Here is a 21770-nt window from a genome sequence, read left to right as displayed (position 1 = left end):
CGGATTTCGACAGTGTCGATCTGACCAATCTGCAACGGCAGATCGTTCACGACACTCCATCGGTTGGCATGCTTAAGGTGGATTCGGTCATCGCGCGGCTATCGGCGCTTAATCCCTTGGCGAAGCTGGTATCGCATCGCGCCGCGATGGACGCCGATACCCTCGGCGTTGCGGTAGCGGCAGTGGATCTGGTGCTCGATTGCACCGATAACTTCACCGTGCGGGAGGCCGTCAATGCCGCCTGCGTCTTGGCGAAGAAACCCTTGGTGAGCGGCGCTGCGATTCGTCTCGAGGGGCAGCTCTCGGTCTTCGATCCGCGGATCGTGACCAGCCCCTGCTACCACTGCCTCTACGGGCACGGCAGTGAGGCCGAGCTGACCTGTAGCGAGGCGGGCGTGTTGGGGCCGGTGGTCGGTATGGTGGGAAGTCTGCAGGCCCTCGAAGCGCTGAAGCTGCTGGCAGGCTTCGGTGAGCCGCTGGTGGGCCGGCTATTGCTGGTCGATGCGCTGACCAGTCGCTTCCGCGAGCTTAAGGTCAAGCGTGACCCAGCCTGCGCGGTTTGCGGTAACGGCCGTGGCTGACAACGCGCCGATCGGCGTTTTCGACTCAGGGGTCGGTGGCCTGTCTGTGCTGCGCGAGATTCGCGCACGTCTGCCCCAGGAGTCGTTGCTCTATCTGGCCGACAGCGGTCATGTGCCCTATGGCGAAAAAAGTCCGGAGTTCATTCGCGAACGTTGCCGGTCAATCGCGGCCTTCTTTCTGGAACAGGGTGCCAAGGCGTTGGTGTTGGCCTGCAATACGGCCACCGCTGCAGGCGTCGCCGAACTTCGCCAGCTGTACCCGGATGTGCCGCTGGTGGGCATGGAGCCTGCAGTCAAACCGGCCGCGCAGGCCACCCGTAGCGGTGTTGTCGGGGTGCTGGCCACCACAGGTACATTGAAAAGCGCTAAATTCGCAGCGTTGCTGGACCGCTTTGCCAGTGATGTGCGCGTGATTACCCAACCCTGTCCTGGTCTGGTGGAGCGCATTGAAGCCGGAGAGCTCGATGCCGAGGCGACACGCTCGTTGCTGCTGGGGTTCGTCCAGCCCCTGATCGAGCAGGGGTGTGACACCCTGATTCTCGGTTGTACCCACTATCCGTTCATCAAGCCGCTGTTGGTCGAGCTGCTTCCGCCGACGGTCACCTTGGTGGATACCGGGGCGGCGGTGGCGCGACATTTGGAAACGATACTGACGGTGCGTGACCAATTGGGTGCCGGCGGTGCGGCGGTGCGTTTCTGGAGCAGCGGTGATCCTCGCCGATTGGCCAGTGTACTACCGGTACTTTGGGGCGAAAGCGGGGCGGTTGCGTACTATCCTGACTAGGAACTCCCCGCTGCGTCTGCTTTCTGTATTTGGGTTAATACTCGAAAAACAACACGCGATGCCAACTTTTCGATAAGGAAATTCCGAATGAAAAAACTGATCTCCCTCGCTGCAGTTGCGGCTGTTTCACTGGGTCAGGTGGCTGCCGCCCATGCGTTGGATTTAACCGCTGCCGTGGGGCAAACCGGTGAGTCGACCATGACCTATCGTCTTGGCGCGCAGTTCGATTTCAATCGCAGCTGGTTCCAGACGAGCGTCGGTCGGCTCACAGGCTATTGGGACGCTGGTTACACCTACTGGGAAGGTGACGAAACGACCAGCAATCATAGCCTGTCGCTTGCGCCGGTCTTCGTCTATGAGTTCGCGGGTGACTCGGTGAAGCCTTATCTGGAAGCGGGCGTCGGCATCGCGGCCTTCGAAAACACCGAGATCGAGAAGAACGACCTGGGCTCGTCATTTCAGTTTGAGGATCGCTTTGGTGCGGGGTTGCGTTTCGCCGGTGGCCACGAAATCGGCCTGCGGGCGATCCACTATTCCAACGCTGGGCTCAAAAACCCCAACGACGGTATCGAGAGCTACTCGTTGCATTACCGGGCATCGTTCTGAACCCGTGACAAGTGACGGCTGACGGCGCGGTCCGCCGTCAGTCATTGTCCATATAGGCCGCCGCAGAACCCTTGCGCTCTTCCAGGCAATCGTCCGAGCCTAGCTCGAACTCCCGACAGATCAATGGGCGTTGGGTATAGATGGTGCAGCGCATGCTGTCCCGATCGAGTGCTGCACACCAGCCGTCATCCAGGCGGCGCATGACTTGCCCACCCCAGTCGTCCTCATCGATGAAGCGTTCGGGAACGCCGGTGTCGGTTAACAGCAGAACTTCGAGCCGGCAGCAGCAGGCGGCGCAGGTCGAGCAACTGATGCTGTCGTCTGGCAATTGGCGGTGGGGGATGGCGGAGGTCATCGCGGCAGTCTACGCGCCTTGCTCCGCGTTGGCTCCAAAGGGCTCATCTACCTCCAGAGAAAAACGCCAGCACAAACTGCGCTGGCGGACGGCACGTCAGCTGTTTTCTTCGAGCTGCTTATTCTTCCAGCCTTCACCGCCTGGAAGCACCAGGTTGAGAATCAGCGCGATGATCGCGCACAGGGAGATGCCGGACAGGGTGAATTCCCCATACCCGAAGGCCATGCCGCCGATGCCGAACACCAACGTCACCGACACGATGATGAGGTTGCGTGCTTCCGCTAGGTCTACTTGATGGCGGATCAACGTGCTTAGGCCGACCACGGCGATCGAGCCGAACAGCAGGCAGAGAATGCCACCCATCACCGGCACCGGGATGCTCAACAGTCCCGCGCCGAATTTGCCGATGAACGCCAGCACGATGGCAAAGATCGCTGCCCAGGTCATGATTTTCGGGTTGTAGTTCTTGGTCAGCATGACCGCGCCGGTCACCTCGGCGTAGGTGGTGTTGGGCGGGCCGCCGAAGAGGCCCGCAGCCGACGTTGCCAGACCATCGCCCAGCAGGGTGCGATGCAGGCCGGGCTTCTTGATGAAATTGTTGCCGGTGACGCCACCGATTGCCACGACGCCGCCGATATGCTCGATCGCCGGGGCCAACGCGACCGGTACCATGAACAGGATCGCACCCCAGTGAAACTCCGGTGTGACGAAGTTCGGCACGGCCAACCAGGGCGCCGAGGCGATACCGGCTGTATCCACCACGCCGAAGGCGAACGACAGCCCATAACCCACCGCGACGCCTGCCAGGATCGGCACCAGCCGGAACAATCCTTTGCCGAGGACGGCCACGAGCAGCGTGGTCAGCAAGGCGGGCATCGAGATCATCATCGCCGTTTCGTACGGCACCAGTTGGGCGCTGCCGTCGCCGGCCTTACCCATCGCCATGTTCACCGCGACAGGCGACAGGGCGAGGCCGATAGAAATGATCACGGGTGCAATTACAACCGGTGGCAGCAGCCGGTCGATGAACCCGGGCCCCTTGAGACGGACCGCGAAGCCGAGAACCATGTAGACGACACCCGCCGCTACCACGCCGCCGAGCACCGCAGGCAGACCGAAGTCGCCCTTGGCGGCGATGATCGGGGCGATGAAGGCGAAACTCGAAGCGAGGAAAACCGGTACCTGACGCTTGGTGACCAGTTGGAACAGGAGGGTGCCGATACCGGCCGTAAACAAGGCGACGTTGGGATCCATGCCGGTGATCAGCGGCATCAGCACCAGGGCGCCGAAGGCCACGAACAGCATCTGCGCACCGGCCAGCACCTGGCGTCCGAGCGACTCTTCCATGGGTTGCGGCATGCTCAGATGTCCTTCTGCTTGGTGCCGAAGATCTTGTCTCCCGCGTCGCCCAGGCCGGGCATGATGTAGCCGTTTTCGTCCAGGCGATCATCAATCGATGCGGTATAAATGATGACATCCGGGTGTGCTTTCTCGACAGCCGCGATACCTTCGGGGGCCGCGACCAGTACCAGTGCGCGAATTTCCTTGCACCCGGCCTTTTTCAGCATATCGATCGCGGCGACCATGGAACCGCCCGTTGCCAGCATCGGATCAATGATCATCGCCAGTCGCTGATCAAGATCGTCTACCAGGCGTTCCAGATAGGTATGGGCCTGTAAGGTCTCCTCGTTGCGTGCGATGCCTACCGCGCTGACCTTCGCTCCGGGAATCAAGCTGAGCACCCCATCGAGCATGCCGATACCTGCACGCAGGATCGGTACGACGGTGATCTTCTTGCCGGAAATCTTTTCGACCTGGACCGGGCCACACCAGCCGTCGATGCTGTAATTCTCCAGCGGTAGATCGCGAGTCGCTTCGTACGTAAGGATCGAGCCGACCTCTTGCGCCAGTTCGCGGAAGTTCTTGGTGCTGATATCTGCGCGGCGCATCAATCCAAGTTTGTGGCGAATAAGCGGATGGCGGATCTCTCGAATGGTCATGGGCGGCTCCGGCGGTCGAATAAACCGGCGTAGATTAATGCATCGGGGTGTAAGCGGCTATTAATGAGTCAAGCGGGACTTGCCCTGTCCATGGCGGCATCGGTATCGTCGCGCCCTTTATTTTGTTGGGCGGCTGACCGAGCTGCTTCCTCCCCAAACTGTCTTGGAGCATCGTCATGTCCGTCGATCTTGCACACATCCGCCAGATCATGGCCGAAGCCGATTGTCTATATCCTGAAGCCGAGGTTGAAGCGGCGATCGATGCGATGGCCGCAACGATCAATAGTGAGCTGGCCGAGCGCAATCCCGTGGTGTTCTGCGTGATGAATGGCGGGCTGATCTTCTCCGGCAAACTGGTTCCCAAACTGAACTTCCCGCTGGAACTGTCCTATCTGCATGCGACGCGTTATCGCAACGAGACGAGCGGTGGAGAATTGTTCTGGAAGGCCAAGCCGGAGGTTTCCTTCATTGACCGCGACGTGTTGATCATCGATGACATTCTGGATGAAGGGCATACGCTCGGTGCCATCATCGATTTCTGCCGCCATGCCGGAGCTGCTGCCGTGCATACGGCGGTATTGGTCGACAAAGATCACCAGCGTAAGGCTCGCCCAGACCTGAAGGCCGACTACGTCGGGCTCAGCTGTGTCGATCGCTACGTGTTCGGTTACGGCATGGATTACAAGGGTTACTGGCGCAACGCCCCCGGTATCTACGCCGTTAAAGGCCTGTAAGGCGGAGCCCCAGCATCTATCCTTAATGGGTCTTAATGGGGCGCACGTCGTTCGGCCCTGAGCGCGACGGCCGGCGGGTGGCTATCGCGCCGCAGCGCTCCTGGCTCGATTGAGATGTCTCCCAGCGAGGCGGCGGCTCTCATCCCGCTCTTTCCTTCGTTTGTCGTGCTGTTGTTTGGCAGGTCTCACCTGATGCCCGGCTTCAGCCTGCTCCTCTCTACTGTTTCGTTTCGTCTCAACGCTGCGCTTCGGTAACGCTCCGGTGCATCGGCAAGTTTTACCTGTCGTCGCGGCCGGAGACGGCTGGAAACCATGCGCGACGCGTTGGCTCGGTAAGTCAGTGGCCTATTCGGCACGGTTCCGCCGGTTTTATCGTAATTGGCGTCGCAGCTGCTCTATTTCGAGGGTTGCGCCAATTCCGCTTGCGGCTAAGCTCTCGGATAGCTTCGCTGCGAGTGGCGTTTCCAATAGCGCAAGGCACCGTTGCAAGCCAATAGCGGGAAGGCTATTCATACTTAAGGATTACAAAACAAATCAAACCTTAGTGCGCTTAACCCTATGCGGCCGTGTGGTTAGGGTGAGCGTACTTCGAACCAACCAGGAGCGCCTCATGACAAAAACAACAAGGCAAGGAATCTTCCAGCCCAAAACTCTGGCCCTCGCGGTCGCGTTGGGTATCGCCTCACCGGCTTATGCTGTCAATTTCAATATTGGGGAAATCGAAGGCCAGTTCGACTCGTCCATGTCGATCGGCGCCAGCTGGTCAACGACTGATCGAGATATGGATCTGGTGGGCAATGGCAACGGTGGAACCGGCTATACGCAGACCGGCGATGATGGACGTCTTAACTTCAAAAAAGGCGAGACCTTTTCCAAAATATTCAAAGGCATTCACGACTTGGAGCTGCGTTATCGCGATAGCGGCTTTTTTATTCGTGGAAAATACTGGTATGACTTCGAGTTGAAAGACGAAAATCGTCTGTTCAAGGATATTAGCGACAGCAATCGTAAGGAGGCTGCGCAATCCTCTGGCGCCCAAATTCTCGATGCCTTTTTTTATCACAATTATTATTTAGGCGACCTGCCCGGTACTGTCCGGCTTGGTAAGCAAGTTGTCAGCTGGGGTGAAAGCACTTTTATCGGCAATTCGATCAATTCGATCAACCCGCTCGATGCGGCAGCGTTCCGTCGTCCTGGTGCTGAAATCAAGGAAGGGCTGATTCCGGTAAACATGCTCTACGTATCCCAAAGTCTGAGTGACCGGCTCAGCATGGAGGCGTTCTATCAGCTGGAGTGGGACCAGACCATCATCGATAACTGCGGTACGTTTTTCGCCAGCAACGACGTAGCAGCCGATGGCTGCGATGATAATTACACCGTACTTTCAGCCGCTCAGCGTGACGGGATTCTCGGAGCTGGCGCTACAATTGAGCAACTAAACGCGCTGATTGGTGCGGATTATTACGCTGGCCTGGACGATCTAGGCATCAACATCGGTCCAGAGGGCGTTACTGTCCCGCGCGGCGGAGACAGGGATGCTCGCGACTCGGGTCAGTACGGTTTGGCCTTTCGCTGGCTGGCCGATGCGGCCGAGTATGGTTTGTATTTTATGAACTACCACAGCCGCACCCCAACAGTGGGGTACAAGAACGCGTCTGCCGCCGAGATTGGAGCGCTGTTGGGATTGCTGGGCACTCCGTCGCCAGGCGGCCCATTACCATCCGGCGCCGCGTTTAGTGCGCTGGCCTCTCCCGCTCTGCTAAGTAATGGCGAGTACTTCCTTGAGTATCCTGAAGATATTCGGCTGTACGGTGCGAGCTTCGCTTCGACTCTACCTACCGGTACCGCCTGGGCGGGCGAGATCAGCTATCGTCCAAATCTTCCGGTTGCCCTCAACTCCACTTATACCACCGGGCTGCTTGCTACCGGCATTGGCGCATCCATTGGAGCTGGGGATGTTGCCGGGGCAATTGGCCAGGCGGGCGCCGAACACCGTGGCTATAACCGTAAGGAAGTCACTCAAATTCAGACGACCTTTACGCATTTCTTCGATCAGGTGCTTGGTGCTGGCCGTGTCACTGTCGTAGGGGAAATTGGTTACGCTCACGTTGGTGGCCTGGAGAGCAAAAGCGAGCTTCGCTATGGGCGTGATTCCATCTACGGCCTCGATACGCCGGAATATGGCAACGATGGTTTCGTAACTTCCGACTCCTGGGGCTATCGCCTCCGCGCCCTGGCTGATTACAGCAACGTGTTCGCGGGCGTAAACCTCACCCCGAACGTCTCCTTCTCCCACGACGTTCATGGCTATGGCCCGAACGGCTTGTTCAACGAGGGCTCCAAGGCTGTAAGCGTTGGCGTCGACGCCGTCTATCAGAACAGCTACACCGCCAGCTTGTCGTATACCGACTTCTTCGGGGGCGATTACAACACCCTGGTCGATCGTGACTTCCTCGCACTGAGCGTAGGCGTGAACTTCTAAGGAGGCCGCTTCAATTGTTGCCGCACGGAGCCTTTGGTAGGCGTCCGTCGCGGCAAGCTTCGAGCAAGGCCTCCGGCCAAAACAAGATCAAGAGGAACTGGAATCGTATGAAAACAACAAGAAAACTATTCAGTGTCTTGGCTCTCTCGCTGCTCGCCAGCAGCGTGATGGCCGCCGTATCCCCAGAGGAAGCCGCAAAGCTCGGCACGTCATTGACCCCGCTCGGTGCTGAGAAAGCGGGCAATGCCGACGGAACCATTCCGGAGTGGACCGGTGGTCTGGCTACAGATGCCGCACCGCTGGACAACGGCCATCTGACCAATCCCTTCAAGAGCGAAAAGCCTGAGTTCGTCATCACCGCGCAGAACGCCGACCAGTACAAGGACAAGCTGACTGCCGGCCAGCAGGCCATGTTCAAGCGTTACCCAGAAACCTACAAGATGCGCGTATTCCCGACCCATCGCAGCGCTGCCGTGCCGGATCGGATCTACGAGGCCGCGAAGAAAAGCGCATTGAATACCGAACTGGTCGGTGGCGGTAACGGCGTCGACAATTTCGCCGACAGTCGCTATTACGCGTTCCCGATTCCGAAAAATGGTCTAGAGGTCGTCTGGAACCACATCACCCGTTATCGTGGCGGAAACGTACGCCGCAATATCGTGCAGGCTACTCCGCAAACCAATGGCAGCTACACCCTGGTGCACTTCGAGGATGAAGTGGCGTTCCCGAGCGATATGACGGACCTGGATCCTGAACGCGCCAAGAACGCGTTGCTGTTCTTCAAGCAGCGGGTAACCGCTCCATCGCGCCTCGCGGGTAACGTTCTGCTGGTGCATGATTCGCTGGATCAGGTGAAAGACCCACGCCAGGCCTGGATTTACAACGCCGGTCAGCGTCGTGTACGTCGTGCTCCGCAGGTCGCCTATGACGGTCCAGGTACCGCCGCCGACGGTATGCGGACTACCGATAACTTCGATATGTTCAGCGGTGCCCCGGACCGTTACGACTGGAAACTGGTCGGCAAGAAAGAGCTGTACATCCCGTACAACAGCTTCGACATCAACTCCAGTGACGTGAAATACAGCGATATCCTCAAGGCTGGTCACGTCAACCAGGACCTGGCCCGTTACGAGCTGCACCGTGTATGGGAAATCGAAGCCAACCTCAAGGATGGTGAGCGTAACATTTACGCCAAGCGCCGTTTCTTCGTGGACGAGGACACCTGGCAGATCGCGGAGTCCGAGCTTTACGATGGTCGCGGGCAGCTTTGGCGCGTTGGCGAGGCGCACCTGTTGCAGTACTACCAGCACAAGGTTCCGGCCTACGCCTTCGAAGCGCTCTACGACGTAATCTCCGGTCGCTATATTGCGATTGGCATGAGCAACGAAGAAAAAGCGCATGAGTTCGGCTACAAGGCGTCGGCTCGGGATTTCACTCCCGCCGCGCTGCGTAATGCCGGGGTGCGCTGATTACATAGCATCCAATCGATGAATAAGGCGGCCAGTTGGCCGCCTTTTTTTTTCTCTCGAGGCGGAGGATGATACTTTTTAGCCATTAGCAGGGCCGGGAGTATCGGGGGGCGAGCAGCTGAGCGTTTACGCGAGTCGACAAAAGCGGCGTAATCGTGCAGGTTGTGACCGCATAAGCGCACCGATACGGTTCAAGTTAGGCGGGTCCCGGAGCAGGACCTGTTGGCCGCGCTCATCGCGTTCCTCAATGGACTGATACGAAAAAGAGAAACCTCGCTATGTCCGTACGCTTCAACCCTGGTGCACTCAGCACAGAAGCCGCCGCGCAGGTTCAAGTTGCGACCATTCCACGTCTTCCTCCTTTACACATTCCCAGGCCGAGGCTGACCGAGACGCTGCTCGACGCCCGTTGTCGTCTGCGTTTGATATGTGCGCCGGCTGGCTTCGGCAAAAGCGTACTGATGAACGAGTGCGCTCGGCTGGTGCCTGCTGATACCCATCTTGTCTGGCTCGATCTCGGCGGTCGCCCGTGTTCTGCCCAAGCGCTCTACGCTCAGCTCAGCCGTGTGTTGAATAGCTCGACTGTGGCGAGTGGGGACGTGCAGCAGGATCTCGTCGATCTGCTGGATAACTTCCAGCAGCCGCTATGGATCATGCTGGATGACTATCCACGAGACGCAACTGCGCAGTTCGATGCCTGCCTCGACCTGCTTCTCGAAAGAGGCCCGGAGTCTGTCAGCTGGTGGGTAAGCAGCCGCCGGCAACCTGCATGGAAGTTGCCCAGGCTGTTGCTTCAAGGCGACCTGATCGAGGTAGAGGCCGAGGCGTTGGCTTTGACTGCCGGTGAGCTTAGGCAGCTACTAAAAGCACACCGACTCGATTTGGCGGAGGACACCTTCAAGCAGCTTTTGGCCGGCAGTGAGGGATGGCTGGCCGGCGTCAGCCTGGTGCTGCTCAATGCCAATGAACAGGCGGTGCGTGAACGGTTGGTAGCGGGTACGCCATTGCTGCGTGATTACGTCCAGCGAGAGGTGCTTGAAGGGCAAAGTGAGGATGTTCGCCGCGCGCTGTTCGCGCTGGCGCGCATGCCGCGTTTTTCCCCGCAGCTATGCGAGCACGTGCTCGACGGTATTGGAAACGACTTACTCGATGTGCTGAAAACATTTCAGTTATTCATTCGCCAAATCGACAATTGCGGCGAATGGTTCCGTTTGTGGAAGCCATTAGCGCTGATGTTGCAGCGAATGCCCGAAGCGATATCGCCAACGCAAACCCATCTGCGCGCCTGCCAGTGGTTTGCCAACCGCGGCGAAATGCGCGAAGCGGTGGAGCATGCGTTATGGGCAGGGCAGCCGGAGGTCGCCGCCAACTTCCTGCAACGCTACGGGCAAGAACAATTACTCATCGGCGATAACGTCTCGCATTTCATGAAGTGGCGTAGCGAGCTGCCACAGGATTTATTCAACAGCACGACTCGGTTGATCGTGCTGCACGGCTGGGCGCTGATCATTTCTGCCCGACTCGATGAAGTGGATGATTGCCTGGCCGATCTGGCGAAGTTCTTCCCTCAGCCTGACGCCCGACGCCAGGCGCAGCTGCTGGCTCAGTGGCAGGCCTTGCGCGGGTTTCTCGCAAGACTGCGTGGCGAGCCGGAGGCCAGAAACTATTGCCTCCAAGCGCTTGAAGTGCTGTCCGATCATGCATGGGCACAGCGAGTGCTGTGTTATCAGGCGTTGTCCCAGCAGGCCATGGCCGAGGGCCAGCTCGAATTGGCGCAGCAGTACAACAGCGAAGGCATGAAACTGGCGCGGCTCAAGGGCAGTGTGCTTTACGAGGCGATGCTGAACGTCGATCGAATCCAGCTGCTAGAGCTTACCGGTGAGTTCGAGCGGGCTGTTGGGGTTCTCGAAGAGTCGCTGATGGTATTGCGCGACAGTGTCAGGCATAGCCCGATCATCGGCCGGTTGAAACTGTTACAGGGTCATCTGCTGGCTTATCAGGGACTCGATGACCTGGCCCGCGAGGCGTATCAGCAGGGGCGAATCGAGACGGAGACCTGTGGCGATTCCTATGTGTTCTTCGGTTACGCCGGACTGGCGGAACTCGCTGCCCGTAATCAGGAATTCCCAACGGCTTATCACTGGTTGCGTGAAGCTGAGCGATTGACCCAATGGCGGCATGTGCCAGAGGCGCGTTTCCGCGGCATCTTACCTCTGATAACAGGGCTGACCTGGCTGCATCAGGGCCAGCTGAAAAAGGCCCGGTCCGTATTCATTCAGGTATTGGAGCTCTACGGGGGACACACGTATATCGCGCCTTCCGGGTTCTACGAGTTGCTGCCGAGGGTTCAGCGCTACCTGGCTGTAATCGATCTGCTCTCGGGACGCTTTTCGTTGGCGATCGATACGCTGCAGGAATTAATCGAACAGAATCTTCGTGTTCAGCGCCTGGGATTGGCCTGTGAGTGCCGATTCACGCTGGCAGAAGCACTGCAGTTGGACGGTCGGCATGACGAAGCTGAGCTGGAATTACGCAAGGCGCTTGGTGAGGCGGCAAGGCAGCATCTGATCAAGCCTCTGTATGAATTGCAGCATCGTCAGCCCCAGTGGCTTGCCAAAATACTGCCTGCCGGCAAGGGCGAAACTCTGCGTGATCGACTGCAGCAATTCGAGCGCGAGCCTGAAGAGGCAATCGCCCCGGGCGACGAGGTGATCCTGAGCAATCGCGAACTTACGGTGCTGCGGCTGATCGCCCAGGGTTGCTCGAACCAGGAAATCGCCGAGCAGCTCTTCATCTCGCTGCATACAGTCAAAACCCATGCACGGCGTATCAACACCAAGCTGGGCGTCGCCCGGCGTACGCAAGCAGTGGCTCGGGCCAAGGCACTGGCCTGGCTCTGAGCCGCTCTACTGGTCAGCCAAACGGATCGTCGCTGCGAGGCCGCGCAAGGTGCAGGACACACTGCGCAGGCGGCGTGGAGGATAGATATTCTTGTTTTCGTCAGGAAGGGTCACGCTGGGTTGCAGCAGCCTGCAAGCAATCAGACTGATTAATTACTGAACGGCAGAATGCGAATGCTTGGTCAGTCGATAGGTGCTGGCTTGTTCGCCGCGCTCGATTGCGAGACTGAACTGCAGGCTGGTGATCAGCCGCTCCAGCTGTTGCTGGTCTCTCCATTGACTGGAGCTGATGAAGCGTTTGACCGCCACACCTGCTGCGTCGGTCAACGTCAGCAGAATGCTGCCATCAGGTTTTTCGATGCTGAAATTGACGTTGTACTCTGGCTGGAATACATCGCTGATTTTCTTGAAAGGACTGTCCATTGCCGGTTACCTGATTGGATGACTGCACCCAGTGGACCGAGTATGGATTAACTAGTTTCGCCCGCTGGGCATGTTCCCTGCGGCAAAACGAAGCAGGACCCAGTCGGGCTTTCACAGAACGGTAGCCGCCTCATCAAGGCGCGTCGCCCGACGCCGGTAGCTCTGCCAAGGCTTCGGGGTTGTTTTTGAATGCCTTGGCAAACAGATCCCGATGCCTGGCCATGAATATGCCAATGTCATCGGCTTGCTGTTCGCTTAGCGACGGTGATGCCTTATGCAGCGCTGCCGCCAAGGCTTCGGCCAATTCCAGCATCTTGTCGTGACGATCGGCTTCGGCTTTATCCATGAACAAACGCTCCAGGTCCCGGCTGCTGCGGTACACCACTTCGACGGCCATCTACCACCTCGGCTCAATTGAATGAATACTGGTTGTTTGTACAGCATAAGCTGCCTGGCGCAGAATGGAAAGCAACCGCATGTCAGATGGCCATCTCAGTCGGCAAAGCTGCCTTGTAGCCGCTCGGCTTGAAACTCAAGTGCACTGCTGCGGTAACCCGCACGTAGCGGGGGGACGGGAGCGCAGGATTCCCAGCGCTGATTGGGCTGCAGGTCACCTGGACCACGGTACCGCGGCGCATCGTAGTCCGAAGTCACCAGGTTCAGACTGGAGCCAGGCGAATAGGCGGCGACTTCCCAGCGCAGGCTTTGCAGCGGGCTCGAGCTGTGATTGTCGAGGGTGACACGCAACGGCTGCCCGGGCGGACAAGCGGCGGGATCGTATGTCAGTCGCAATTCGAGCTGAGCGAGCAGGTGCTCTTCACGTCGTTCTTGCCAGACCACCCACGCGGCAACCAAACCCAGGCCGAGCAATGCGCCCAGAGAAATCGGAACCGCTCGAAGGGGATAGCGAATCAGCAATATCACCCAGGTGGCGATCAAGAGGGCGCCGATCAGCATGGTGAGTGGCCGTGCGAATGGGTAGGCATCGATACCTCTATCTTGGTGGGCTGCAAAAGATCCTAACGTTGGTTCAGGCGAATGGTGACTTCCGACCATCCACGCCGCTGCCGCACCCGCTCTTGGCTGGTCACTCTTCCGCGACCGGGCGGGCGTGGCTAGCGAGCCGCTCGAGCGCGGCTTTGAGTTTAGGGTCCGTGATGCCGCGAGCGGTTTCCTGGATGTTGTCCGCTGCGCGGGCCGACAGCTCAGGCGCTGGGCCGGGCTTGTGCCGGGGCGTCTCAGGAGGCTGGACCTTGAACAGAATTCGGCTCAGGGCTCTGAATTCTTCCATGCCTTGCAATTGCCGCTGTAAACGTCGTTGCTGATAGCGCAGACGTGTCGCCCAATGGCCATCCGTGACGATTAGCAGCAGAGTGCCATCGCGCCATGAGGCCACGCGGCAATACTCGCGGGCCGCCGGCTGCAGTTGGCTTTCGACTAGCTGCTGCAGTTTATCGAGCCGTCGTGCCTCGCCGAACAGGGCTTTCAGCGGTTTTGCCTCGCGCAACAGCGAAGCGGGTGCTTTGGCTGGCAGGGGGCGCAACGACATGGCAGTAACCCTGGGCTGAAAAAGGAACGGTCATGTTAGCAGAAGCCAGGAGTGGCCCTGATCTGGCGATTCTCCCGCTATACCTGGTAGGCAACCGAGCGGAAGCTGGGAATTTATGATTATGTCGATCGATACTGGCAGATGGCCCGTGTCGGTCTCGCGTGTGACCGTCGGGTCGGCAGGTTTTTGACGCCGCTGGCTGTCATAGCTGCGTAGCAGGCACCTTTCCTCCATGGCTTTTCCGAGTAGAATGCCCCCTTTGCACGCAGCCGTAGTGGCCCTGCGGCCGTGCCTCCATCCCCAGCATGGAAGTCTTTGTCGATATGTTTGCGCCTTTAATGAAGAAGCTCTTTGGTAGCAAGAATGACCGCGAGGTCAAGCGCATGCTCAAGGCGGTACAGGCCGTCAATGCGCTCGAAGAGCAGATGCTGTCTCTCTCCGACGAGCAGTTGCGGAGCAAGACTGAAGAGTTCAAGGCCCGCCTCGGCCAAGGCGAGACCCTCGACCAGATTCTCCCCGAAGCCTTCGCTGTCTGCCGCGAGGCCGGCAAGCGTGTAATGGGTATGCGGCACTTCGACGTACAGCTGATCGGCGGTATGACGCTGCACGAGGGCAAGATCGCCGAGATGCGAACCGGCGAAGGCAAGACCCTGGTGGCGACCCTGGCGGTTTATCTCAACGCTCTCGCGGAAAAGGGCGTTCATGTGGTGACGGTGAACGACTATCTGGCGCGCCGAGACGCCAACTGGATGCGGCCGCTGTATGAATTCCTCGGTCTTACGGTGGGTATCGTCACGCCGTTCCAGCCGCCTGAAGAGAAGCGCGCCGCCTATGCCGCCGACATCACCTACGGAACCAACAACGAGTTCGGCTTCGATTACCTGCGCGACAACATGGCGTTCAGTCTCGGTGAGAAGAACCAGCGCGAGCTCAATTTCGCGGTGATCGATGAGGTGGATTCTATCCTTATCGACGAAGCCCGTACGCCGCTGATCATTTCCGGTCAGGCCGAAGACAGCTCCAAGCTCTATCAGCAGATCAATCAGCTGATTCCATTACTCAAGCAACATATCGAGGAAGAAGAGGGTGTCGTCACCCAGGAAGGGCATTTCACCATCGACGAGAAGACCCGTCAGGTCGAGCTGAACGAGGCCGGTCACCAGTTCGTCGAGGAAATGCTGACCAAGGCCGGGTTGCTGGCGGAAGGTGAAAGTCTTTACTCGGCGCACAACCTCGGCCTGTTGACCCACGTGTACTCCAGCCTGCGCGCGCACAAGCTGTTCCATCGCAACGTCGAGTACATCGTGCAGAACAACCAGGTTCTGCTGATCGATGAACATACCGGTCGCACCATGCCGGGTCGACGCCTTTCCGAGGGCTTGCACCAGGCCATCGAAGCAAAGGAAGGCCTGCCGATCCAGCCGGAAAGCCAGACCCTGGCGTCGACTACCTTCCAAAACTACTTCCGTCTGTACAAGAAACTTTCCGGTATGACCGGCACCGCCGATACCGAAGCGTTCGAGTTCATGCAGATATACAACCTACCGGTCATGGTCATTCCGACCAACAAGCCGCTGGCGCGCAAGGATTACAACGACCTGGTCTATCTGACCCAGGAAGAAAAGTTCGCCGCGATCATCGCCGACATCAAGGACTGCCAGAACAACGGTCGTCCGGTGCTGGTCGGCACTGCAACGATCGAAAGTTCGGAGTATGTGTCGCAGCTGCTGCAGAAAGAAGGCATCGAGCACAAGGTGCTCAACGCCAAACACCACGACAAGGAAGCCGAAATCATTGCCCAGGCCGGGCGCCCCGGTGCGGTAACCATTGCCACCAACATGGCCGGCCGCGGTACCGATATTCTTCTTGGCGGGAACTGGGAAGTCGAAGTCGCGGCGCTCGAAAACCCATCCGACGAGCAAGTCGCGCAGATCAAGGCCGATTGGCAGAAACGCCACCAGGCGGTGCTCGAGGCTGGCGGCCTGCATGTGATCGCGTCTGAACGTCACGAATCGCGTCGGATCGATAACCAGTTGCGTGGCCGCGCCGGTCGTCAGGGCGACGCCGGTTCGAGCCGTTTTTACCTGTCGCTGGAAGACAGTCTGATGCGCATCTTCGCCTCGGACCGGGTGAAGAATTTCATGAAGGCGCTGGGCATGGAGTCCGGCGAGGCCATCGAGCATCGGATGGTCACCAATGCCATCGAAAAGGCGCAGCGCAAGGTCGAAGGGCGCAACTTCGACATGCGTAAACAGCTGCTCGAGTACGACGATGTCGCCAACGAGCAGCGCAAAGTCATTTATCACATGCGTAACAGCCTGCTGGCGGCCGATGAAATTGGCGAGACGATCAGGGAGTTCCGCCGCGAGGCGCTGGATTATGCGATCAACCAGCACATTCCGCCGCAGTCGCTGCCGGAACAGTGGGACATCGCCGGTCTGGAAGCGGTGCTGTACAGCGATTTCGGCACGCGCCTGCCAGTCCAGCAGTGGCTCGACGAAGACGAGAAACTGTACGAGGAGACCCTGCGAGAGCGCATCCTCGAGGCATTGATCGCCGCCTACAACGAGAAGGAAGAATTGGCTGGCGCCGAGGCGCTGCGCACCTTCGAGAAACAAATCGTACTGCGCGTGCTGGACGATTTGTGGAAAGACCATTTGTCGACGATGGACCATCTGCGTCACGGCATCCATCTTCGCGGTTATGCGCAAAAGAATCCCAAGCAGGAATACAAGCGTGAGTCCTTCGCGCTGTTTCAGGACCTGCTCGAATCGATCAAGCGTGACAGCATCCGCGTTCTTTCCCATGTTCAGGTCCGCCGCGAAGATCCGGTCGAAGAAGAGCAGCGTCTGCGCCGCGAAGCCGAGGAACTGGCGCGACGTATGCAGTTCCAACATGCCGAAGTGTCGGCGCTGGAACAGCCCGAGGAGCCCGAAGCCGAGGGCGGCGTGGCCACAGCCGCAGCACCTGTGCGCACCGAGCAGAAGATCGGGCGCAACGAGCCCTGCCCCTGTGGCTCCGGCAAGAAATACAAACACTGCCACGGACAGGTTCAATAAGCGGATCCGTTCGGTATGACCCACGCCGCGACCGGCCTAGCCGCTCGCGGCGTTTTTCTCCCCGTTTCCCGGTGGCCGATGGCCATCAATCGTCCATAAGGAGTGCATCAATGGCTGTTGGTCTTGGTCCCTTACCGATCCTGCATCCGGTCCCCGGTTTCGAGCTCGGCATCGCTTCGGCCGGCATCAAGCGGCCTGGACGCAAGGATGTCGTGGTGATGCGCTGTGCCGAAGGATCGACAGTGGCCGGCGTGTTCACTCTGAATGCCTTCTGTGCGGCGCCCGTGATTCTGGCCAAACAGCGTGCGCAGGGGACGGTTCGTTATTTGCTGACCAACACCGGCAATGCTAACGCCGGCACTGGTGAGCCAGGCATGCAGGCGGCGATTCGCAGTTGTGCCAGCCTCGCTAGCCTGACGGGCGTCGACGCGCAGGCCGTTCTGCCGTTTTCCACTGGTGTGATCGGGGAGCCGCTGCCGGTGGAGAAGATCGAGGCGGCGCTGCCTGCGGCTCTGGCTGATCTGGACGAAAACCATTGGGCCGAAGCGGCGACCGGTATCATGACGACCGATACCCTGCCAAAGGGCGCCAGCCGGCAATTCGAGCACCAAGGCGTTACCGTCACCGTGACCGGTATTTCGAAGGGTGCCGGTATGATCCGCCCGAACATGGCAACCATGCTTGGCTATATCGCCACCGATGCCAAGGTCAGCCAGGCGGTGCTGCAGGATCTGGTGCGTGACGCGGCGAACAAATCTTTCAACCGCATCACCATCGATGGTGATACGTCGACTAACGACTGCTGCATGCTGATAGCGACCGGCAAGGCGGCGCTTCCGGAAGTCACCGAGGCCAGCGGCGAGCTGTTTGAAAAGCTCAAGCAAGCTGTCTTCGAGGTGAGCATGGAGGTGGCGCAATCCATCGTCCGTGACGGCGAAGGCGCAACCAAATTCGTCACGGTCATCGTCAACGGCGGCGAGAACCATCAGGAATGTCTCGATGTCGGCTATGCCGTCGCGCATTCGCCGCTGATCAAGACCGCACTGTTCGCCTCTGATCCCAACTGGGGCCGTATTCTCGCGGCGGTCGGTCGTGCTGGCGTGCCTGAGCTGGACGTGAGCAAGATCGACGTCTATCTGGGGGCCGTGTGTATCGCCAGCCAGGGCGGCCGATCGCCGAGCTATACGGAAGAGCAGGGCGCTGCGGTGATGGCGGAGGAAGAGATCGAAATCCGCATCGAGCTGGGCCGTGGCACATGCAGCGAGACCATCTGGACCACCGACCTGTCCCACGAGTACGTGCGAATCAATGCCGAATACCGGACCTGAGGCGCAGGGGCAAGCCACAGGCTGCAGGCCAAAGGTGTGGTTCATACACAGGGTTCTGCCGGGGTTTGTAGTGTGTCGCTCGGGAGTAGAAGCATGAAACGACTCCACGTGGCTGCAGGGGTAATCCGCTGCAGTGACGGCCGGGTGCTGATCGCCCGACGTCCTCTCGACAAGCACCAAGGCGGGCTGTGGGAGTTTCCCGGAGGCAAGGTCGAGGAGGGCGAGACCGCCGAGGCTGCACTTGCTCGGGAGCTGGCGGAGGAGCTGGGTATCGGTGTGACGGCGGCGAGGCCGCTGATTCAGGTGCGCCACGACTATCCGGACAAACAGATTTTGCTGGATGTCTGGGAAGTGTCGGCATTCTCCGGCGAGCCCCACGGTGCCGAAGGCCAGCCGCTTGTCTGGGTCGTACCGGAGCAGCTGCTGGACTACGCCTTCCCGGCGGCGAACCGGCCGATCATCGCCGCTGCGCGCTTGCCGGATCGCTACCTGATCACACCTGACGGTGCCGCCCCACAACAACTGTTGGACGGCTTGGCGCGTGCGCTGGATGCCGGTGTCCGCCTGGTCCAGCTGCGCGCACCGTCATTGTCGGCAGTGCACTACCAGGCGCTGGCGGCCGACGCCTTGGCCTTGTGCGCCGGGCGGGCGAACCTCATGCTCAAGGGCCCGCTGGATTGGGCGGGCGGGTTTCCGGCCGCCGGCTGGCACCTGACGGCCGAGCAGTTGCGGCGGCATGCAGGGCAGGGCCGACCGATCCCGGCTGGGCGATGGCTGGCGGCGTCCTGTCACGATGCTGAAGAGCTGGCCATGGCAACGGAGTTGGGAGTAGATTTCGTCACGTTGTCACCGGTCCTGCCGACCCCGACGCACCCCGACGCATCTCCGCTGGGGTGGTCCCGGGTATCGGAACTGCTGCAGGGCTTCAACCAGCCTGCCTTCGTGCTCGGCGGAATGTCTCTGGCGCATCTGCCCGCGGCAAGCCAGGCGGGCGCGCAGGGCGTGGCGGCGATAAGGGCGCTATGGCCCGCTGAACCTGCATGATGATTGCCGGTCGATGGCACAGGGTTGCTCGTTACTTGAGCTTCGATAGAGAAAACTAATTTTCCCTATTCCCTTAATCAATTAACCGTATGTGACCAGCTGCGTTATCGTAGCCCCCGTTAAATTTCTGAACCCCCTGAAGGAGTTAGCAGATGTCTCTGATCAACACCCAAGTCCAGCCGTTCAAGGTCAACGCTTTCCACAACGGCAAGTTCATTGAAGTCACCGAGGAATCCCTCAAGGGCAAGTGGTCGGTACTGATCTTCATGCCAGCCGCCTTCACCTTCAACTGCCCGACCGAGATCGAAGACGCAGCCAACAACTACGCCGAGTTCCAGAAGGCTGGTGCCGAGGTGTACATCGTCACCACCGACACCCACTTCTCGCACAAGGTCTGGCACGAAACCTCGCCAGCGGTCGGCAAGGCCCAGTTCCCGCTGATCGGCGACCCGACCCACCAGCTGACCAATGCTTTCGGCGTACACATCGCCGAAGAAGGCCTGGCTCTGCGTGGCACCTTCATCATCAACCCGGAAGGCCAGATCAAGACGCTGGAAATCCACTCCAACGAAATCGCGCGTGACGTCGGTGAAACTCTGCGCAAGCTGAAAGCTGCCCAGTACACCGCTGCCCATCCGGGTGAAGTTTGCCCGGCGAAGTGGAAAGAAGGCGAGAAGACTCTGGCTCCGTCGCTGGATCTGGTCGGCAAGATCTAAATGGCCGGCGAGCGCTGCGCTTAGCCGCAGGCTCAGAGCCATTGCGGACCGATTATCGGTCCGAGACACCAAACGCCTGGGCGCGAACCGCCTGGGCGTTTTATTACCTGACATTCTTAAAGGGGATCGCTGCTCATGTTGGACTCCAATCTCAAAACCCAGTTGAAGACCTATCTGGAAAAGGTCACCCAGCCGTTCGAGATCGTCGCGTCCCTCGGTGACGGCGAGAAGTCCCAGGAAATGCTCGAGCTGCTGGAAGAGATCACCAGCCTGAGCGACAAGATCACCCTGCGTACTGACGGCGATGACGTGCGTCGCCCCTCGTTCGCGCTCAACCGTATCGGCGGCAATATCAGCCTGCGCTTCGCTGGCATCCCGATGGGACATGAATTCACCTCCTTGGTCCTCGCCCTGCTGCAAGTCGGCGGTCATCCGTCCAAGACTGCGCCGGAGATCATCGAACAGATCAAGAACCTCGACGGCGAGTACCGTTTCGAAACCTACTTCTCGCTGTCCTGCCAGAACTGCCCGGACGTGGTCCAGGCGCTGAACCTGATGGCGGTGCTCAACCCCAACATCCATCATGTCGCCATTGATGGTGCACTGTTCCAGGAAGAGGTCACGGTGCGCCAGGTCATGTCCGTGCCGAGCATCTATCTCAACGGTGAGCTGTTCGGCCAGGGGCGCATGGGTGAGGAAGAAATCCTCGCCAAGCTCGACACCGGCGCTTCGGCGCGTGATGCCGAGAAGCTCAGCGCCAAGGAACCGTTTGACGTACTCGTCGTTGGTGGTGGACCAGCCGGTGCCGCAGCGGCCATATATGCCGCGCGCAAGGGCATCCGTACCGGTGTCGCGGCCGAGCGTTTCGGTGGTCAGGTGCTCGATACCATGGCCATCGAGAACTTCATCTCGGTGAACGAGACCGAAGGCCCGAAACTGGCCCGTGCGCTGGAAAACCATGTGCGCGAATACGACGTCGACATCATGAACCTGCAGCGCGCAGCCCAGCTGATCCCGGCCTCGAACCAAGGCGGCCTGCATGAGATCAAACTGGAGAATGGCGGCTCGCTGAAGGCCAAGACCCTGATCCTGGCCACCGGTGCGCGGTGGCGCGAGATGAACGTGCCCGGTGAACAGGAATACCGTGGGCGCGGTGTCGCCTACTGTCCGCACTGCGACGGCCCGCTGTTCAAGGGCAAGCGCGTGGCGGTGATCGGTGGCGGCAACTCGGGTGTCGAAGCGGCCATCGACCTGGCCGGCATCGTCGCTCAGGTGACCCTGCTCGAGTTCGACAGCCAACTGCGCGCCGATGCCGTGCTGCAGAAGAAGCTCTACAGCCTGCCGAACGTCAGCGTGATCACCAGCGCGCTGACCAGCGAAGTCACCGGCGACGGCCAGAAGGTCAACGGGTTGATCTACAAGGACCGCAACTCCAGCGAGTTTCATGAGCTGGAGCTGGAAGGCATCTTCGTACAGATCGGCCTGTTGCCCAACTCCGACTGGCTGAAAGGCACCGTGGAGCTGACTTCACGTGGCGAGATCATCGTCGATGCGCGTGGCGAGACCTCCTTGCCGGGCATCTTTGCCGCCGGCGACGTCACCACCGTGCCGTACAAGCAGATCGTCATCGCCGTCGGCGAAGGCGCCAAGGCCTCGCTGAGTGCCTTCGACCACCTGATCCGCAGCTCCGTCGACGACTGAGCACAGCGCTAACGAAAAAGGGGAAGCAGACGTCCGTCT

At 59.5% G+C, this 21770-nt stretch carries 19 protein-coding genes; 12 read left to right on the top strand and 7 right to left on the bottom strand.

The window, feature by feature from the left end; genetic code table 11:
- The 3 genes from UF78_RS16700 to UF78_RS16690 form a co-directional block, all read left to right on the top strand.
- The coding region (locus UF78_RS16700; protein WP_045163351.1) for a ThiF family adenylyltransferase at positions 1 to 581 on the top strand (581 nt) is incomplete at its 5' end.
- Entirely contained in the window at positions 574 to 1365 is a 792-nt protein-coding gene (murI, locus tag UF78_RS16695; protein ID WP_045163350.1) for a glutamate racemase, read from the top strand. The genes UF78_RS16700 and murI, both read left to right, overlap by 8 nt.
- Positions 1366 to 1452: 87 nt before the next feature.
- A complete protein-coding gene (locus UF78_RS16690; RefSeq protein WP_045163349.1) occupies positions 1453 to 1971 on the top strand; it encodes an acyloxyacyl hydrolase in 519 nt (172 codons plus the stop codon).
- A gap of 37 nt (positions 1972 to 2008) precedes the next feature.
- Here UF78_RS16690 and UF78_RS16685 read toward each other — a convergent pair whose 3' ends face one another.
- The 3 genes from UF78_RS16685 to upp form a co-directional block, all read right to left on the bottom strand.
- Entirely contained in the window at positions 2009 to 2326 is a 318-nt protein-coding gene (locus UF78_RS16685) for a YkgJ family cysteine cluster protein (RefSeq protein WP_045163348.1), read from the bottom strand.
- A gap of 96 nt (positions 2327 to 2422) precedes the next feature.
- The gene (locus UF78_RS16680; RefSeq protein ID WP_045163347.1) at positions 2423 to 3685 is read right to left on the bottom strand and encodes a uracil-xanthine permease family protein; all 1263 of its coding nucleotides are present in this window, start codon (positions 3683 to 3685) and stop codon (positions 2423 to 2425) included.
- 2 nt (positions 3686 to 3687) lie between these two features.
- Complete coding sequence (gene upp, locus UF78_RS16675) at positions 3688 to 4326, bottom strand: uracil phosphoribosyltransferase (protein WP_045163346.1); 639 nt, start codon at positions 4324 to 4326, stop codon at positions 3688 to 3690.
- A gap of 176 nt (positions 4327 to 4502) precedes the next feature.
- Between upp and UF78_RS16670 the strand changes: the two genes are divergently transcribed.
- From UF78_RS16670 to UF78_RS16655, 4 genes are all read left to right on the top strand, one after another.
- Complete coding sequence (locus UF78_RS16670) at positions 4503 to 5060, top strand: hypoxanthine-guanine phosphoribosyltransferase (protein WP_045163345.1); 558 nt, start codon at positions 4503 to 4505, stop codon at positions 5058 to 5060.
- Between the two features lie 610 nt (positions 5061 to 5670).
- Positions 5671 to 7542 carry a DUF1302 domain-containing protein gene (locus UF78_RS16665; protein WP_045163344.1) on the top strand — a complete coding sequence of 624 codons (1872 nt, stop codon included), beginning with the start codon at positions 5671 to 5673 and terminating at the stop codon, positions 7540 to 7542.
- A gap of 107 nt (positions 7543 to 7649) precedes the next feature.
- Positions 7650 to 9011 carry a DUF1329 domain-containing protein gene (locus UF78_RS16660; RefSeq protein WP_045163343.1) on the top strand — a complete coding sequence of 454 codons (1362 nt, stop codon included), beginning with the start codon at positions 7650 to 7652 and terminating at the stop codon, positions 9009 to 9011.
- A gap of 278 nt (positions 9012 to 9289) precedes the next feature.
- A complete protein-coding gene (locus UF78_RS16655) occupies positions 9290 to 11911 on the top strand; it encodes a LuxR C-terminal-related transcriptional regulator (RefSeq protein ID WP_045163342.1) in 2622 nt (873 codons plus the stop codon).
- Positions 11912 to 12064: 153 nt separating this feature from the next.
- On the opposite strand, the gene UF78_RS16650 is transcribed toward UF78_RS16655, so the two are convergent.
- The 4 genes from UF78_RS16650 to UF78_RS16635 form a co-directional block, all read right to left on the bottom strand.
- Entirely contained in the window at positions 12065 to 12334 is a 270-nt protein-coding gene (locus UF78_RS16650; protein WP_045163341.1) for a DUF3509 domain-containing protein, read from the bottom strand.
- A 133-nt stretch (positions 12335 to 12467) separates the two neighbouring features.
- A complete protein-coding gene (locus UF78_RS16645; RefSeq protein WP_045163340.1) occupies positions 12468 to 12731 on the bottom strand; it encodes a YebG family protein in 264 nt (87 codons plus the stop codon).
- 95 nt (positions 12732 to 12826) lie between these two features.
- Positions 12827 to 13291 carry a hypothetical protein gene (locus tag UF78_RS16640; protein WP_045163339.1) on the bottom strand — a complete coding sequence of 155 codons (465 nt, stop codon included), beginning with the start codon at positions 13289 to 13291 and terminating at the stop codon, positions 12827 to 12829.
- Between the two features lie 130 nt (positions 13292 to 13421).
- A complete protein-coding gene (locus UF78_RS16635; protein ID WP_045163338.1) occupies positions 13422 to 13883 on the bottom strand; it encodes a DUF721 domain-containing protein in 462 nt (153 codons plus the stop codon).
- Between the two features lie 323 nt (positions 13884 to 14206).
- On the opposite strand from UF78_RS16635, the gene secA reads away from it, so the two are divergent.
- From secA to ahpF, 5 genes are all read left to right on the top strand, one after another.
- A complete protein-coding gene (secA, locus tag UF78_RS16630) occupies positions 14207 to 16942 on the top strand; it encodes a preprotein translocase subunit SecA (protein ID WP_045163337.1) in 2736 nt (911 codons plus the stop codon).
- Between the two features lie 110 nt (positions 16943 to 17052).
- Positions 17053 to 18270: a bifunctional glutamate N-acetyltransferase/amino-acid acetyltransferase ArgJ gene (gene argJ, locus UF78_RS16625; protein ID WP_045163336.1), complete on the top strand. Its 1218-nt coding sequence runs from the start codon at positions 17053 to 17055 to the stop codon at positions 18268 to 18270.
- Between the two features lie 93 nt (positions 18271 to 18363).
- Positions 18364 to 19314, top strand: coding sequence for a Nudix family hydrolase (locus UF78_RS16620; RefSeq protein ID WP_045163335.1), 951 nt, complete (start codon positions 18364 to 18366; stop codon positions 19312 to 19314).
- A 152-nt stretch (positions 19315 to 19466) separates the two neighbouring features.
- Positions 19467 to 20030, top strand: coding sequence for an alkyl hydroperoxide reductase subunit C (ahpC, locus tag UF78_RS16615; RefSeq protein WP_021208079.1), 564 nt, complete (start codon positions 19467 to 19469; stop codon positions 20028 to 20030).
- Positions 20031 to 20165: 135 nt separating this feature from the next.
- A complete protein-coding gene (gene ahpF, locus UF78_RS16610) occupies positions 20166 to 21731 on the top strand; it encodes an alkyl hydroperoxide reductase subunit F (RefSeq protein WP_045163334.1) in 1566 nt (521 codons plus the stop codon).
- Positions 21732 to 21770 lie beyond the last annotated feature (39 nt).

Source organism: Stutzerimonas stutzeri, assembly GCF_000952685.1.
GTDB lineage: Bacteria > Pseudomonadota > Gammaproteobacteria > Pseudomonadales > Pseudomonadaceae > Stutzerimonas > Stutzerimonas stutzeri_E.
Note: the sequence above shows the minus strand (reverse complement) of the source record. Positions and strands in the feature narration are given on the sequence as shown.

Excerpts from the sequence above, each read along its gene's own strand:
- UF78_RS16690 (WP_045163349.1), top strand. The coding sequence starts at position 1,453 with ATGAAAAAACTGATCTCCCTCGCTGCAGTTGCGGCTGTTTCACTGGGT.
- UF78_RS16685 (WP_045163348.1), bottom strand. The coding sequence starts at position 2,326 with ATGACCTCCGCCATCCCCCACCGCCAATTGCCAGACGACAGCATCAGT.
- UF78_RS16680 (WP_045163347.1), bottom strand. The coding sequence starts at position 3,685 with ATGCCGCAACCCATGGAAGAGTCGCTCGGACGCCAGGTGCTGGCCGGT.
- upp (WP_045163346.1), bottom strand. The coding sequence starts at position 4,326 with ATGACCATTCGAGAGATCCGCCATCCGCTTATTCGCCACAAACTTGGA.
- UF78_RS16670 (WP_045163345.1), top strand. The coding sequence starts at position 4,503 with ATGTCCGTCGATCTTGCACACATCCGCCAGATCATGGCCGAAGCCGAT.
- UF78_RS16665 (WP_045163344.1), top strand. The coding sequence starts at position 5,671 with ATGACAAAAACAACAAGGCAAGGAATCTTCCAGCCCAAAACTCTGGCC.
- UF78_RS16660 (WP_045163343.1), top strand. The coding sequence starts at position 7,650 with ATGAAAACAACAAGAAAACTATTCAGTGTCTTGGCTCTCTCGCTGCTC.
- UF78_RS16655 (WP_045163342.1), top strand. The coding sequence starts at position 9,290 with ATGTCCGTACGCTTCAACCCTGGTGCACTCAGCACAGAAGCCGCCGCG.
- UF78_RS16650 (WP_045163341.1), bottom strand. The coding sequence starts at position 12,334 with ATGGACAGTCCTTTCAAGAAAATCAGCGATGTATTCCAGCCAGAGTAC.
- UF78_RS16645 (WP_045163340.1), bottom strand. The coding sequence starts at position 12,731 with ATGGCCGTCGAAGTGGTGTACCGCAGCAGCCGGGACCTGGAGCGTTTG.
- UF78_RS16640 (WP_045163339.1), bottom strand. The coding sequence starts at position 13,291 with ATGCTGATCGGCGCCCTCTTGATCGCCACCTGGGTGATATTGCTGATT.
- UF78_RS16635 (WP_045163338.1), bottom strand. The coding sequence starts at position 13,883 with ATGTCGTTGCGCCCCCTGCCAGCCAAAGCACCCGCTTCGCTGTTGCGC.
- secA (WP_045163337.1), top strand. The coding sequence starts at position 14,207 with ATGTTTGCGCCTTTAATGAAGAAGCTCTTTGGTAGCAAGAATGACCGC.
- argJ (WP_045163336.1), top strand. The coding sequence starts at position 17,053 with ATGGCTGTTGGTCTTGGTCCCTTACCGATCCTGCATCCGGTCCCCGGT.
- UF78_RS16620 (WP_045163335.1), top strand. The coding sequence starts at position 18,364 with ATGAAACGACTCCACGTGGCTGCAGGGGTAATCCGCTGCAGTGACGGC.
- ahpC (WP_021208079.1), top strand. The coding sequence starts at position 19,467 with ATGTCTCTGATCAACACCCAAGTCCAGCCGTTCAAGGTCAACGCTTTC.
- ahpF (WP_045163334.1), top strand. The coding sequence starts at position 20,166 with ATGTTGGACTCCAATCTCAAAACCCAGTTGAAGACCTATCTGGAAAAG.